Origin of the sequence: Kitasatospora sp. NPDC089509 (assembly GCF_044749365.1) — a bacterium.
Taxonomy (GTDB): Bacteria; Actinomycetota; Actinomycetes; order Streptomycetales; family Streptomycetaceae; genus Kitasatospora.
Map to the genome: position 1 here is coordinate 302,204 of NZ_JBIVHS010000009.1, position 13,598 is coordinate 315,801.

Consider the following 13,598-nt stretch of genomic DNA (forward strand, 5'->3'; position numbering starts at 1 on the left):
AGGTCGGCTTCGATGCTTTCCGGACGAATTTTCCAACCCTGATGCGGGCACATCTTGACATGGTGCTTACAGCCGTGTGAAGAGGTATATGCCGAAGATCGGGGAGGTGCATGCGGGCAGATCACAGTTGGGCATCTGTCGGTTGGCAGGGCTGGCGCAAGCCAGTTCGGATGGCAGAGAGTTCTGCGCAACGCATCGCGCGTACTGGAAACCCCACGAAGGTGAACGCGCACGCCGACCGCTCGATCCACGCGACGCCCATCCCGCGTGGTGGCAGTACCCGTGCACGTTGTACTGCCGCGAACACCCGCTCCTAGCACCTCCGCACGTCCGCAGCCAGCCGTACCGCCGATCCCGGCGCCCGGCGCCCGTGGGCCGGCCACCGTCGGCGAGGGGACCAACTGACCATGACCACAACCATCTCCACCGCCGGGAACGAACCGGAGGCACCGCCCTCCCCGAGCCCGGCCAAGACGATCGAGGGCCGTTCCCTCGGTCGGATCGCCTGGATCCGCTTCAAGCGGGACAAGGCCGCCGTCGCCGGCGGCATCGTGGTGATCCTGCTGATCCTCCTGGCCGTCCTGTCCGGGCCGTTGGAGTCCCTGTTCGGGCTCGACCCCGACGCATCGAACACCGACCTGCTGGACGCCAACCTCGGTGGACTCCCGCTCGGGGACTGGGGCGGGATGAGTGCGGACCACCCGCTCGGCGTCGACCCGCTGCAGGGTCGTGACCTGCTCGCCCGCGTGATCGACGGCTCCTGGGTCTCCCTGCTGGTCGCCTTCGGCGCGACCGTGCTGTCCAACACCATCGGCACCGTGCTCGGCGTGATGGCCGGTTACTACGGCGGCTGGGTGGACACCCTGATCAGCCGGCTGATGGACGTCTTCCTGGCGTTCCCGCTGCTGCTGTTCGCCATCGCGATCTCCGCCTCGCTCCAGGGCGGCGCGTTCGGCCTGCACGGCCTCCCGCTGCACATCATGGTGCTGATCTTCGTGATCGGCTTCTTCAACTGGCCCTACATGGGCCGGATCGTGCGCGGGCAGACCCTCTCGCTGCGCGAGCGGGAGTTCGTCCACGCGGCCCGCAGCCTCGGCGCCCGCGGCCCGTTCATCCTGTTCAAGGAGCTGCTGCCCAACCTGGTCGGCCCGATCCTGGTCTACTCGACCCTGCTGATCCCGACCAACATCCTCTTCGAGGCCGGGCTGAGCTTCCTCGGCGTCGGCATCCAGCCCCCGCAGTCCTCCTGGGGCGGCATGCTGGCCGACGCGAAGAACTACTACCAGGTGGACCCCCAGTACATGGTGGTCCCCGGTGTGGCGATCTTCATCACCGTGCTCGCGTTCAACCTGCTCGGCGACGGGCTGCGTGACGCCCTCGATCCCAAGAGCAACTGACCCGCGGACAACTGATCCGACGTCAGGCACTCCCTCCTCCACATCCTCAAGGGGTTGATCCCACCCATGCGTAGGTCCCGTACCGTCGCACTGACCGCCGTGGCCGCCGCCGCGGTCCTGGTCGTCACCGGCTGCACGTCCAGCTCCAAGGGCGGAAGCTCGTCCTCCTCCTCCAACGACGCGAGTGGCAGCGGTGCCGACGCGGGCACCAAGCAGATCGTCAACGTCTCGGACAAGAAGGGCGGGACGGTCACCTACGAGATGAAGGGCACCCCGGACTCCCTCGACCCGGGCAACACCTACTACGCGTACATCTACAACTTCTCGCGCCTGTACGCCCGTCCGCTGACCACCTTCAGCCCGGGGCCCGGCGCGGACGGCAACAAGCTGGTCCCGGACCTCGCCGAGTCGATGGGCCAGGTCAGCCCCGACGGCCTGACCTGGACGTACAAGCTGCGCGCGGGCCTGAAGTACGACGACGGCACCCCGATCAGCTCCAAGGACGTCAAGTACGCCGTGGAGCGCTCGAACTTCGCGCCCGAGGTGAACTCCAACGGCCCGACGTACTTCCACGACCTGCTGGTCGACAACCCGACGCCGTACCAGGGTCCGTACAAGGACAAGACCGGCGACCTGAAGTCGATCGAGACGCCGGACGACACCACGATCGTCTTCCACCTCCAGCACCCCTTCGCCGACTTCGACTACCTGGTCAGCGCCCCGCAGACCGCGCCGGTCCCGCAGGCCAAGGACACCGGTGCCGACTACGTGAAGCACATCGTGTCCTCGGGCAGCTTCAAGTTCCAGTCCTACGAGGACGGCAAGCAGGCCGTCCTGGTGCCGAACACCAACTGGGACAAGAGCACCGACCCGCTCCGGAAGCAGCTGCCGGACAAGATCGTGCTCAAGATGAACATCGACCAGGCCACCATCGACAAGGACCTGATCGCCGGCAACGCCCAGGTCGACCTGGTCGGCGGTGGCGTCGACCCGCAGACCCAGGCGCAGATCCTGCGCGACTCCAAGCTCAAGGCCAAGACCGACAACGCCTACGGCGGCCGCCTGGTCTACATGGCGATCAACACCAAGGTCGCGCCGTTCGACAACGTCGACTGCCGCAAGGCCGTCCAGTTCGCGATCGACAAGGTCGCGGTGCAGACCGCGCTCGGCGGCCCGATCCGCGGCCAGGTGGCCAACACCGTGCTCCCGCCGGACATCCCGGGCCACCAGGACTTCAACCTGTACGAGACCAAGGACAACAAGGGCGACGAGGCCAAGGCCAAGGACTCCCTGAAGGCCTGCGGCAAGGACGGCGGCTTCAGCACCGTCCTCACCGCCCGCACCGAGCGCGCCACCGAGGTCGCCGCGGCCACCCAGATCCAGGCGCAGCTGAAGAAGATCGGCATCAACGTCGAGATCCAGCAGTTCCCGCAGGGCAAGTACCTGACCGACTCGGCCGGCGCGCCGCAGTTCACCCAGGACCACAACATCGGTCTGATGATGATGCAGTGGGGCGCCGACTGGCCGACCGGCTACGGCTTCCTGCAGCAGATCGTCGACGGCCGCGCGATCAAGGCCTCCGGCAACAGCAACCTCGCCCAGCTGAACGACCCGGCCGTCAACAAGATGCTCGACGACGCCGCGATCAACCCGGACAAGACCGCCCGCGAGAAGATCTACGGCGACATCGACAAGAAGGTCATGGACGCCGCGGTCTACGTCCCGCTGACCGACTTCAAGGTCTTCCTGTTCCGCCCGGACAGCGCGACCAACGTGACCTCCACCGCGGCCTTCTCGGGTGAGTACGACTACCTGAACATCGGCAGCACCAAGTAAAGAGCCTGGCTCCGCATCCCTGAAGGCAGGTGAAGGCAGCGGCGCCCGCCGTCGTCCGGAAGACCCCGGACGGCGGCGGGCCGCCGGAGCCGCCCAACTGTGTTTGCCTACATCATCCGCAGGATCTTCGCGGCCGTGCTGCTGCTGCTGGTCGTCAGCGCCGTCACCTTCGCGATCTTCTTCCTGCTCCCGCGCCTCGCCGGCGAGACCACCGACCAGCTGGCCGCGCAGTACATCGGGAAGGACCCGGGGCCCGCCGCGATCGAGGCGGTCAAGCAGAACCTCGGACTCGACCAGCCGCTGTACACCCAGTACTGGCACTTCCTGAAGGGCCTGTTCGCCGGCGCCGAGTACAAGTTCGGGCCGGAACCGGCCACCTGCCACGTGCCCTGCTTCGGCTACTCCTTCAAGAGCCACCTGGAGGTCTGGCCGCTGATCACCAGCCGGATCCCGGTCACCATCTCGCTCGCCATCGGCGCGGCGGTGCTCTGGCTGATCTCCGGCATCACCACCGGCGTGATCTCCGCCCTCAAGCCGCGGTCGATCTTCGACCGGCTCTCCATGGGCATCGCCCTGGCCGGCGTCTCGCTGCCGGTCTTCTTCACCGGCGCCCTGCTGCTGACCGTGTTCAGCTACGAGTGGCCGATCCTGGACAACCTGCACTACGTCGACTTCACCGACGACCCGCTGATGTGGGCCCGCAACCTGATCCTGCCGTGGATCTCGCTGGCCTTCCTCTACTCCGCGCTCTACGCCCGGCTCACCCGCGCCGGGATGCTGGAGACGATGAGCGAGGACTACATCCGCACCGCCCGCTCCAAGGGCCTGGTCGAGCGCAAGGTCGTCGTCAAGCACGGGCTGCGCTCCGCGCTCACCCCGATCGTCACCATCTTCGGCATGGACCTCGGGCTGCTGCTCGGCGGCGCCCTGATCACCGAGCAGGTCTTCTCGCTCAACGGCGTCGGCCAGTTCGCCGTCCAGGCGATCACCGACAACGACCTGCCCAAGATCCTCGGCGTCACCCTGCTCGCCGCCTTCTTCATCGTCGTCTGCAACCTCGTGGTCGACCTCCTGTACGCCCTCGTCGACCCCCGCGTGAGGCTCTCGTGACCGAGCTCCAGAAGACCCCGGCGGACGTCGCCCCGGCCGACCCCGCCGCCGACCCGGCCGGCCCGGCCGCGCGGCCCCCGCTGGGCGACCCCTTCCTGTCCGTCCGCGACCTGCGGATCCACTTCGACACCGACGACGGCCTGGTCCGCTCGGTGGACGGGGTCAGCTTCGACCTGCACAAGGGCCGCACCCTGGGCATCGTCGGCGAGTCCGGCTCCGGCAAGTCCGTCACCTCGCTCGGCATCATGGGCCTGCACCGCTCCAAGCGGGCCCGGATCAGCGGCGAGATCCTGCTGGCCGGCGAGGACCTGATCGCCGCCGGACCGGACCGGGTGCGCCAACTGCGCGGCCGCGAACTGGCGATGATCTTCCAGGACCCGCTGACCGCGATGCACCCCTACTACACCGTCGGCGCGCAGATCGTCGAGGCGTACCGGGTGCACCACCCCCAGGCGAGCAAGAAGCAGGCCAGGACCCGCGCGATCGAGATGCTCGACCGGGTCGGCATCCCCCAGCCCGACCGCCGGGTGGACGACTACCCGCACCAGTTCTCCGGCGGCATGCGCCAGCGCGCGATGATCGCCATGGCCCTGGTCAACGACCCCTCCCTGCTGATCGCCGACGAGCCCACCACCGCCCTGGACGTCACCGTCCAGGCGCAGATCCTGGACCTCATCCGCGACCTCCAGCAGGAGTTCGGCTCCGCCGTCATCATCATCACCCACGACCTCGGGGTGGTCGCCGAGCTCGCCGACGACATCCTGGTCATGTACGGCGGCAAGTGCATCGAGCGCGGCCCCGCCGAGAGCCTCTTCGACGCACCCGAACACCCCTACACCTGGGGCCTGTTGGGCTCGATGCCGCGACTCGACCGGGAGCTGCAGGAACGGCTCGTCCCGGTGCGGGGCACCCCGCCCAGCCTGATCAACGTGCCGTCCGGCTGCGCCTTCCACCCGCGCTGCCCGTACGCCGCCCTCACCGGCGGACGCTCCGCGAGCGAGGTCCCGACGCTGACCGAGGCCGCCCCCGGGCACCTCGCGGCCTGCCACCTGCCGGCCGGCGAGCGGCACCGCATCTTCGCCGAAGAGATCGCGCCCCGGCTGTGAGCCCGGCCTCGTACCACCTTCCTGGAGAGAACCGATGACGGACACCCGAGGGGCCACGCCCCTCTCATCGGGCAGTGGGGCTTCGTCGGCGCCCACCGCCGAGCGCGAGCCGCTGCTGAAGGTGACCGGCCTGACCCGGCACTTCCCGATCCGGGGCGGACTGCTGCGGCGCCAGACCGGCGCGGTGCGGGCCGTCGACGGCATCGACTTCACCGTCAACGCGGGCGAGACGCTGGGCGTCGTCGGCGAGTCCGGCTGCGGCAAGTCCACCATGGGGCGGCTGATCACCCGGCTCGACGAACCCACCGGCGGGAAGATCGAGTTCGAGGGCACCGACATCACCCACCTGGGCGTCGGCGGGATGCGGCCGCTGCGCCGCGACATCCAGATGATCTTCCAGGACCCGTACTCCTCGCTGAACCCCCGGCACACCGTCGGCACCATCGTCAGCGCGCCGTTCAAGCTCCAGGGCGTCCAGCCCGAGGGCGGGGTCAAGAAGGCCGTCCAGGACCTGCTGGAGCTCTGCGGACTCAGCCCCGAGCACTACAACCGCTACCCGCACGAGTTCTCCGGCGGCCAGCGCCAGCGCATCGGCATCGCCCGGGCGCTCGCCCTCAAGCCGAAGATGATCGTCGCGGACGAGCCGGTCTCGGCGCTGGACGTGTCCATCCAGGCCCAGGTGGTCAACCTGCTGGACGACCTCCAGCAGGAGCTCGGCCTGACCTACCTGATCATCGCCCACGACCTCTCGGTGGTCCGGCACGTCTCGGACCGGGTGGCGGTGATGTACCTCGGCAAGGTCGTCGAGATCGCCGACCGGGACTCGCTCTACCGCAGCCCGATGCACCCGTACACCAACGCCCTGATGTCGGCCGTCCCGGTCCCGGACCCGCGCCGCCGCCACTCCGGCGGCCGCGAGCGCATCCTGCTCAAGGGCGACGTGCCCTCGCCGATCAACCCGCCCAGCGGCTGCCGGTTCCGCACCCGCTGCTGGAAGGCGCAGGACGTCTGCGCCGCGCAGGAGCCGCCGCTCACCGCCCTCGCGACCGGGCACCAGGTGGCGTGTCACTTCCCGGAGAACAGCTAGCACCGCAGGAAGCACGAGGCCGCCCGCCCCCTTCCGGGGGCGGGCGGCCTCGTGTCGTACGCGCCGGCGGCCGTCAGCCGCGGCCGGCGACGGGCTCCGCCTCCTGGACCGCCTCGGCCGGCCGGGTCTGGGTCGGCTGCGGCTCGGTGGGCTGCGGCTCGCGCGCGACCGGGGCGGCCGGGCGGGCGGCCGGCAGGTCGGACGGGAAGCGGCGGTTCACGGCCTTGATCACCTTGCGGCCCAGGTTCTGGAACGGGATCTCGATCAGCCGGTAGCTGAGGTAGCTGATCACCAGCAGCGCGGCCATCAGGCCGAAGAACTGCAGGCTGCGGTCCTGCCAGGAGGTGAAGGGCGGGCGGCCCTCCAGCTTCCAGTTCATGAAGTGGATGAGCGGGTTGTGCAGCAGGTAGACCGAGTAGCTGATCGTGCCCAGCCAGGTCAGCCAGCGCGGGAAGCGGCGGTGCCGCAGCATCATGCCGATCCCGAAGACCACCCAGGCGCCCAGGTAGGCGCCGGAGAAGGACTGCCAGGACTCGGTCCAGGTCCGCCACAGCGCGTTGTCGCGGTTGTACATGAAGCCGACCAGGACGCCGGAGACCATGACGAAGCCGCAGCACAGCAGCGCCGGCAGGCGGTCGATCTGGCCGTGCTCCAGCCGGTAGAGGACCGTCCCGGCGAACATCGTGGCGAAGATCATCAGGGTCTCGAAGGCCGTGGACCGGCTGTTCAGCAGGATCAGCACCAGACCCAGGGCGCCGAGCATCGTCCCGCCCCAGCGGGTCGCGTCGACCCGGCCGCTGAAGATGCCGATCATCGCGGTGACCACGATGGCCCCGGCGGCCAGCAGCAGGTGCCGGTTGGACTCCAGGCCGCCGTTGGTGAGCGTGCCGAGCGGCAGCCAGGCGCCGATCAGCAGCGCGGCGCCGGCGAAGGTCATCGCGATCGGGGCGCTCTGCCGGTGCTTGCCGTTGACGAACAGGGCCGTCACGAAGAAGTAGAAGATCATCTCGTAGGTGAGCGTCCACATCACCCCGATGACGTTGGTGATGCCCATCATGTCCTGGATCATCAGGCCGTTGCCCGCCAGCGTCAGCAGCGGGTGGTCGAAGGCCCAGCCCTGGACGACCTGGTGGTTGCGCGGCAGGACCAGCAGGCTCACCACGATGGTGACGATCACCACCGGGTAGATCCGGAAGTACCGGCCCGCCCAGAACGAGCGCACGTCGCCGCGCCGCTCCAGCGAGGCCGGGATGATGTACCCGCTCACCAGGAAGAACAGCATCACGCCGAAGATGCCCGGGTCCCCGATGGTCCGCGGCAGGTGGTCGATGTGGAGCCAGTAGAACGGCAGCGCCAGGTGGTAGATCGCGACGGAGAGCGCGGCTATGCCGCGCAGGGCGTCGAGCCAGCCGAGCCTCGACGAGGCAGCGGAGGCTGCGCCGCCCGCGGCGGTACGGGTGTTCCGGCGTTGGGATCGTCCGATGAGCTTCACACGCGGGAGGTTAGCGGAGTGAGCCGGGGAGTGTGGCCGCGCGGTGGTGGGGGGCGTACCGCGAGACGGTTTCATCCGAACTGTGACCGTTGTCCGGGAAGGTGCCGGGGATCGGGTACACATGGACGGTGAGTTCGCAGATCTTCCCCTCCGACGTGCAGCAGTCGCTGGACCTCGTCGGCATCTTCGTCTTCGCGCTCTCCGGAGCGCTCCTCGCCGTCCGCAAGAACATGGACATCTTCGGGATCTGTGTGCTGGCCGAGGCCACGGCCCTCGGCGGCGGGGTGATGCGCGACCTGGTGATCGGTGCGACGCCGGTCGCCGCCTTCACCAACCTCGGCTACTTCCTGACCCCGCTGGCGGCCGGCCTGGTGGTCTTCTTCCTCCACCCCGAGGTGGAGCGGATCAACCGCGCGGTGCAGACCCTGGACGCCCTCGGCCTCGGACTGTTCTGCGTCACCGGCACCGCCAAGGCGCACGACTACGGGCTCGGCGCGGTGGCCGCCGTCGCGCTCGGCATGGTGACCGCGGCCGGCGGCGGGGTGATCCGCGACGTGCTGGCCGGGGAGATCCCCTCGCTGCTGCGCTGGGACCGCGAGATCTACGCCGTCCCGGCCCTCGTCGGCGCCGCCCTGGTGGCCGTGCTGATCGGCGCGGACCGGCTCACCGGCGCCACCGGCACCGCCGCCGCGCTCACCGCCTTCGGGCTCCGGATGCTCGCCCTGAAGTACGGCTGGCGCGCCCCGCGGGCCTGGCACCGCAACGGTTCTCGCACCAGCGAGGAGTAGGCGAGCCGCCGTACGCCAGCGAGATCGCCTCGGCCGTGCAGAGCAGCTCCGGCAGCATCCGGGCCAGTTCGGCCGGCGGCACCCGGCCGGCCGGGGCGCTCAGCGCGCAGGCCGCGACCGTCCGCCCGCCGCTGCCCGCGACCGGCGCGGCCACGCAGGTCACCGGCTCCCGGTGCTCGGCCGACTCGGCCGCCCAGCCCCGGCGGCGCACCGCCGCCAGCTCGGGTTCCTCGCCCGGCTCGGCCGCGGGCAGTCCGGCGAGCAGCACCCGGCCGACCGCCGTCCCGGTCGCCGGGGCGCGGCGCCCGATCCGGGACGGCCCGTCACCGGCCGGCCCGGCCACCTCGTCCAGGTAGAGCACCTCGCCGTCCTGCAGCACGGCCAGCTGGACGGTGTAGCCGCAGCGGGCGTTGAGCGCGGCCAGGTACGGCGCGGCCACCTGCCGGACGTCGAAGTCCTCCAGCGCCCGGTGGGCCAGCGACAGCACCCGGCCGCCGACCTGGTAGCGCAGGTCGGGCTGGCGGCGGACGAAACCGTGTTCCTCCAGGGTGCGCAGCAGCCGCAGCGCGGTGGACTTGTGCACCCCGAGGCGGCCCGCGGCCTGCTCCAGCGAGAGCGGTCCGTCGCCGAGCGAGCCGAGCAGGGTCAGCGCGCGGTCGACCGACTGCGACATGGCGCCTCCCTGGAACTCGCCGGACCCGCTTGAGAAGTGGTCGTCAGGCTAACCGCTGGGCGGCGCGGTGGTACAAACCAGTGGCGGCACGAACCGCCGGCACGAGCCGGTGCCACGAACCGCCGGTACGAACCGGTGCCGGGGCCCGGTGTCCGGCGGGTGGCCGGATCGGTGCGGGCTCCTGATCGTCCGGCCGGGGCGCCCTCTACAATCGGGGGGTTATGCCATACCTGGACCATGCGGCGACCACGCCGATGCTGCCCGAGGCGATCGCCGCGATGACGGCGCACCTGGGGGTGGTCGGCAACGCCTCGGCCCTGCACGCGGCCGGCCGCCGGGCCCGCCGGGTGGTCGAGGAGTCCCGCGAGTCGCTGGCCGAGTCGCTGGGCGCCCGCCCGAGCGAGATCGTGCTCACCGGCGGTGGCACCGAATCCGACAACCTGGCGGTCAAGGGCCTGTACTGGTCCCGCCGGGACGCCGACCCGGCCCGCACCCGGGTGCTGTGCAGCCCGGTCGAGCACCACGCGGTGCTGGACGCGGTGCACTGGCTCTCCGAGCACGAGGGCGCGACGGTCGACTACCTGCCGGTGGACGACTTCGGCCGGGTGCACCCGGAGGCCCTGCGCGCCGCGATCGAGCGGGACCCGGACTCCGTCGCCCTGGTCACCGTGATGTGGGCCAACAACGAGGTCGGCACCGTCCAGCCGGTGCGCGAACTCGCCGCCGTGGCCGCCGAGTTCGGCATCCCGATGCACGCCGACGCGGTGCAGGCGCTGGGCCAGGTCCCGGTCTCCTTCGCCGACTCGGGGCTCACCGCGCTCACCGTCACCGGGCACAAGATCGGCGGCCCGTTCGGCATCGGCGCGCTGCTGCTCTCCCGCGGCGCCACACCCGTACCGCTGCTGCACGGCGGCGGGCAGGAGCGCGACGTGCGCTCCGGCACCCTGGACGCCCCCGCCGCCGCCGGCTTCGCGGCTGCCGCGGCCTGGGCCGTCGAGCACCGGGCCGAGCAGGCCGGGCTGCTGGGCGCGCTGCGCGACGAACTGGTGGCCGGGGTGCTGGCGGCCGTCCCGGACGCGGTGCTCAACGGCGACCCCGCCCCCGAGGGCCGGCTGCCCGCCAACGCCCACTTCTCCTTCCCGGGGTGCGAGGGCGACGCGCTGCTGATGCTGCTGGACGCCCAGGGCATCGAGTGCTCCACCGGCTCGGCCTGCTCGGCCGGGGTGCCGCAGCCCAGCCACGTGCTGCTGGCGATGGGCGTCGACCCGCTGCTGGCCCGGGCCTCGCTGCGGTTCTCGCTCGGGCACACCTCGGAGCGGGCGGACGTCGCGGCGCTGACCGGGGCGATCGCCCCGGCCGTCCAGCGGGCGCGCAACGCGGGCCTGGCGTCCGTGCGGCGCTGACCCCGACCGCTGACCCCGACCGCTGGCCCCGGCCACCGACCCCGGCCGCCGACGGCGGCCGGGAACACCCGGGCCACCCCGTAACCTTGTTGGCATCATGACTGAGTTCCCGGGTGCCCCGACCACACCGTCCACCGGCCGTCTGCGCGTACTCGCGGCGATGTCCGGCGGAGTCGACTCCGCCGTCGCCGCCGCCCGCGCCGTCGAAGCCGGCCACGAGGTGACCGGCGTCCACCTGGCGCTGTCCGCCAACCCCCAGTCCTTCCGCACCGGCGCGCGCGGCTGCTGCACCATCGAGGACTCCCGGGACGCCTGGCGGGCCGCCGACGTGATCGGCATCCCGTTCTACGTCTGGGACCTCGCCGAGCGCTTCCGCGAGGACGTGATCGACGACTTCGTCGCCGAGTACGCCGCCGGGCGGACCCCCAACCCGTGCCTGCGCTGCAACGAGAAGATCAAGTTCGCCGCGCTGCTGGACAAGGCGATCGCGCTGGGCTTCGACGCCGTCTGCACCGGCCACTACGCCCGGATCGTCGACCTGCCGGACGGCGCCCGCGAGCTGCACCGCGCGGTGGACGGCGCCAAGGACCAGTCCTACGTCCTCGGTGTGCTGGACGCGGACCAGCTCGCCCACTCGCTCTTCCCGCTCGGCGACACCACCAAGGAGGAGATCCGGGCCGAGGCCGAGCGCCGCGGCCTGGCCGTCGCCAAGAAGCCGGACAGCCACGACATCTGCTTCATCGCCGACGGCGACACCCAGGGCTTCCTGGCCCGGCACCTCGGCACCGCCACCGGCGACATCCTCGACGCCGACGGCACCAAGCTGGGCGAGCACGACGGCGCCTACGGCTTCACCATCGGCCAGCGCAAGGGCCTGCGGATCGGCCGCCCGGCCGCCGACGGCAAGCCCCGCTACGTCCTGGACATCTCCCCGGTGAACAACACCGTCACGGTCGGCCCGATCGAGGGCCTGGACGTCACCGCCCTGACCGCCATCCGCCCCCGCTGGTGCGGCACCGAGCCGCTGACCGAGGGCCGCTACACCGCCCAGCTCCGCGCCCACGGCGAGGAGGTCCCGGTCTCCGCCGCGATGGTCGACGACACCCTGCACGTCCGCCTGGACACCCCGGCCCGCGGCATCGCCCCCGGCCAGGCCGTCGTCCTCTACGACGGCACCCGGGTGATCGGCTCCGCCACCATCGCCGCCACCGAACGCCCGGCGATCCACGCCTGAACGGGCCGGGCCCGGACGGGCCACGGCGGGGTCATCCGGAGGGATGACGCCGCTGATCCGGCCGGATGACCGGGCCCGGAGAAGGCATCCGACGGGCTGATCCGGGGGGTCGGGCCGCGAACCTACCGTCGACGGCATGACCCGAACCCGCCGCATCGCGGCCGTCGCCGCGCTCCTGCTCGCCCTTCCGCTGCCGCTCGCCGGGGCCGCGTCGGCCTCGCCGACGCCGTCCGCCACGGCGCCGACCGCCGCCCCGGCCGCCGTGGCCTTCCATGGGGAGCTGCCCCGGCCGACCGGCCGGTACGCCGCCGGGGAGGAGGTGCTGCACCTGACCGACCCGAGCCGGACCGATCCGTGGGTGCCCTCGGCCGGACCGCGGCAGCTGGCGGTGACGATGTTCTACCCGGCCCGGCCGGGCACCGGTGAGCCCGCCCCGTACATGACCCCCGGCGAGGCCCGGAACTTCGCGGCGACCCGGATCCCGGCGGGCACCGGGGTGCGGCCGGAGGACGTCGTGGGCATCACGACCCACGCCGCCACCGGGGCGAAGGCCGTCGGCGGGAAGTTCCCGCTGGTGGTCCTGTCGCCCGGCTTCGAGAACCCCCGCGCCACCCTGACCGGCCTGGCGACCGACCTGGCGAGCCACGGCTACGTGGTCGCCCTGGTCGGCCACCCCTACGAGGACTCCGGCGAGACCCTCGCCGACGGCAGCACCTCCGACTGCCCGCTGTGCGCCACCGGCGCACCGGACGCGCTGCCGGAGAGCCGGGCGAAGGACGTGTCCTTCCTGCTGGACCGGCTGACCGGGCAGCACCCGGCCTGGCACCTCTCGCACCTGATCGACCGGGACCGGATCGGCATGGCCGGGCACTCGGTCGGCGGCGCCTCCACGCTGAACGCGATGGCCGACGACCGGCGGATCCTGGCCGGGGTGAACATGGACGGCGGGTTCTGGAAGGGGTTCCCGACCGACCCGCTGGCCGGGCGCTCCTTCCTGCTGCTCGGGAAGGAGAGCGACCACACGGTCGGCGGCGGGGAGACCTCCTGGGGCGAGGCCTGGGCCGGCTGGCAGGGCTACAAGCCCTGGCTGGCGGTCGCGGGCACCAACCACGGCAGCTTCACGGACGTCGAGGTGCTGGCCACCGAGCTCGGTCTGCCGCTGCCGCCGGGGACGACCACCTCGGCGGAGCGCGGGATGCAGCTGACCCGGGAGTACGTCGGCGCCTTCTTCGACCAGACCCTGAAGGGCGTCCACCAGCCGCTGCTGGACGGTCCCACGGCCGCCGACCCGGAGGTGCTCTTCCAGCACCCGTGACCCGCCCCCGGGCCCGGCCGTCCCGCCGCGGGCGCCCGGGCCCGTTCAGTGCTTCGCGGCGCCGGCCGGGCGCTGAGCGCGTCCGCAACCACGACGGCCGAAATCCGCTCGGCCGGACGGGCACGGACGGGGAGCTCGGATGCGGTCGGTCATAGTG

Annotated in this window: 11 protein-coding genes; 9 read left to right on the top strand and 2 right to left on the bottom strand. The window is 71.5% G+C overall.

The annotated features are described in order from the left end of the window. The first annotated feature begins 407 nt into the window (after nucleotides 1-407). From ACIP4P_RS21355 to ACIP4P_RS21375, 5 genes are all read left to right on the top strand, one after another. Nucleotides 408-1,397, top strand: coding sequence for an ABC transporter permease (locus ACIP4P_RS21355; RefSeq protein ID WP_350516699.1), 990 nt, complete (start codon nucleotides 408-410; stop codon nucleotides 1,395-1,397). 66 nt (nucleotides 1,398-1,463) lie between these two features. Continuing rightward, a complete protein-coding gene (locus ACIP4P_RS21360) occupies nucleotides 1,464-3,233 on the top strand; it encodes an ABC transporter substrate-binding protein (RefSeq protein WP_400920620.1) in 1,770 nt (589 codons plus the stop codon). Between the two features lie 99 nt (nucleotides 3,234-3,332). After that, nucleotides 3,333-4,343: an ABC transporter permease gene (locus ACIP4P_RS21365; protein WP_400920622.1), complete on the top strand. Its 1,011-nt coding sequence runs from the start codon at nucleotides 3,333-3,335 to the stop codon at nucleotides 4,341-4,343. Next, nucleotides 4,340-5,449, top strand: a complete 1,110-nt coding sequence (locus tag ACIP4P_RS21370) for an ABC transporter ATP-binding protein (protein WP_400920625.1) — start codon at nucleotides 4,340-4,342, stop codon at nucleotides 5,447-5,449. The genes ACIP4P_RS21365 and ACIP4P_RS21370 overlap by 4 nt, the downstream gene beginning before the upstream one ends. 34 nt (nucleotides 5,450-5,483) lie before the next feature. Then, entirely contained in the window at nucleotides 5,484-6,536 is a 1,053-nt protein-coding gene (locus ACIP4P_RS21375; RefSeq protein ID WP_400920627.1) for an ABC transporter ATP-binding protein, read from the top strand. 73 nt (nucleotides 6,537-6,609) lie between these two features. Here ACIP4P_RS21375 and ACIP4P_RS21380 read toward each other — a convergent pair whose 3' ends face one another. Next, entirely contained in the window at nucleotides 6,610-8,028 is a 1,419-nt protein-coding gene (locus ACIP4P_RS21380) for an acyltransferase family protein (RefSeq protein WP_400920629.1), read from the bottom strand. Between the two features lie 128 nt (nucleotides 8,029-8,156). Here ACIP4P_RS21380 and ACIP4P_RS21385 point away from each other — a divergent pair, with 128 nt between their 5' ends. Then, nucleotides 8,157-8,816 (top strand): trimeric intracellular cation channel family protein, encoded by a 660-nt coding sequence (locus ACIP4P_RS21385; protein WP_350516704.1) that lies wholly within the window; start codon nucleotides 8,157-8,159, stop codon nucleotides 8,814-8,816. Here ACIP4P_RS21385 and ACIP4P_RS21390 read toward each other — a convergent pair. Then, nucleotides 8,722-9,489: an IclR family transcriptional regulator gene (locus tag ACIP4P_RS21390; RefSeq protein WP_400920632.1), complete on the bottom strand. Its 768-nt coding sequence runs from the start codon at nucleotides 9,487-9,489 to the stop codon at nucleotides 8,722-8,724. The two genes, ACIP4P_RS21385 and ACIP4P_RS21390, sit on opposite strands and share 95 nt — an antisense overlap. A gap of 221 nt (nucleotides 9,490-9,710) precedes the next feature. Between ACIP4P_RS21390 and ACIP4P_RS21395 the strand changes: the two genes are divergently transcribed. From ACIP4P_RS21395 to ACIP4P_RS21405, 3 genes are all read left to right on the top strand, one after another. Beyond that, nucleotides 9,711-10,892: a cysteine desulfurase family protein gene (locus ACIP4P_RS21395; protein ID WP_400920634.1), complete on the top strand. Its 1,182-nt coding sequence runs from the start codon at nucleotides 9,711-9,713 to the stop codon at nucleotides 10,890-10,892. Between the two features lie 97 nt (nucleotides 10,893-10,989). Further along, nucleotides 10,990-12,126 (top strand): tRNA 2-thiouridine(34) synthase MnmA, encoded by a 1,137-nt coding sequence (gene mnmA / locus ACIP4P_RS21400; protein WP_400920636.1) that lies wholly within the window; start codon nucleotides 10,990-10,992, stop codon nucleotides 12,124-12,126. Between the two features lie 136 nt (nucleotides 12,127-12,262). Further along, entirely contained in the window at nucleotides 12,263-13,441 is a 1,179-nt protein-coding gene (locus ACIP4P_RS21405; protein WP_400920638.1) for an alpha/beta hydrolase family protein, read from the top strand. Nucleotides 13,442-13,598 lie beyond the last annotated feature (157 nt).

What these genes read in the sequence shown, in the direction of transcription:
- ACIP4P_RS21355 (WP_350516699.1), top strand. Translation starts at nt 408, where the DNA reads ATGACCACAACCATCTCCACCGCCGGGAACGAACCGGAGGCACCGCCC.
- ACIP4P_RS21360 (WP_400920620.1), top strand. Translation starts at nt 1,464, where the DNA reads ATGCGTAGGTCCCGTACCGTCGCACTGACCGCCGTGGCCGCCGCCGCG.
- ACIP4P_RS21375 (WP_400920627.1), top strand. Translation starts at nt 5,484, where the DNA reads ATGACGGACACCCGAGGGGCCACGCCCCTCTCATCGGGCAGTGGGGCT.
- ACIP4P_RS21390 (WP_400920632.1), bottom strand. Translation starts at nt 9,489, where the DNA reads ATGTCGCAGTCGGTCGACCGCGCGCTGACCCTGCTCGGCTCGCTCGGC.
- ACIP4P_RS21395 (WP_400920634.1), top strand. Translation starts at nt 9,711, where the DNA reads ATGCCATACCTGGACCATGCGGCGACCACGCCGATGCTGCCCGAGGCG.
- mnmA (WP_400920636.1), top strand. Translation starts at nt 10,990, where the DNA reads ATGACTGAGTTCCCGGGTGCCCCGACCACACCGTCCACCGGCCGTCTG.
- ACIP4P_RS21405 (WP_400920638.1), top strand. Translation starts at nt 12,263, where the DNA reads ATGACCCGAACCCGCCGCATCGCGGCCGTCGCCGCGCTCCTGCTCGCC.